The sequence below is a fragment of the Pedococcus sp. 2YAF34 genome, from assembly GCF_052114585.1.
In the GTDB taxonomy this organism is placed as follows: Bacteria; Actinomycetota; Actinomycetes; order Actinomycetales; family Dermatophilaceae; genus Pedococcus.
This window is the reverse complement of the sequence record NZ_JBFRFA010000106.1, coordinates 1-454: the sequence shown is the minus strand read 5'-3', so window position 1 is coordinate 454 and position 454 is coordinate 1. Positions and strand designations below refer to the sequence as shown.

Below are 454 nucleotides of genomic sequence, written 5' to 3'. Positions count from 1 at the left end.
GAGTTCAGCACGCCCGGCAGCGCGCGCTGGACCGCGCTGCGCGCACGCGGGTTGTCGAGCAGGTCGAGCAGGAGCGTCTCTTCGGTGAAGCCCGCCATCGTCGCTTCGCCCCCTCAGTCTTCCGAGCCGCGGTAGCGCAGGCCGGCGAAGGCCACGCGCCCCGTCGTCGCGTAGAGGCCGACGACGCGTCCGGTGAAGGATGCGGCGGTCTCGGCCGACAGGTATCGCCCGTCGACGTCGGCGAGGGTGACCGTCTTGCCGTCGGCGGTCGCCTGCAGCAGCACGCGGTCGCTCGTCATCATGCCGGGGCCGAACCCGCCTGTCGGCGGCACCGCGTCGATGGTCAGCTCGATGGGACCGGCCGGCAGCATGACCGACCATTCCTGCACGATGCTCGCCAGTCGCGCGCGGGCGATGACGACCGTCGCCTCGGGTCCGGTGGTCGCCTCGAGCT

The 454-nt window shown here is 72.2% G+C and carries 1 pseudogene; it reads right to left on the bottom strand.

Annotated features, from left to right (window positions below):
• Positions 1-113: 113 nt before the first annotated feature.
• Positions 114-454: pseudogene (locus tag AB4Z02_RS19095) on the bottom strand (hypothetical protein); the annotation flags it as partial.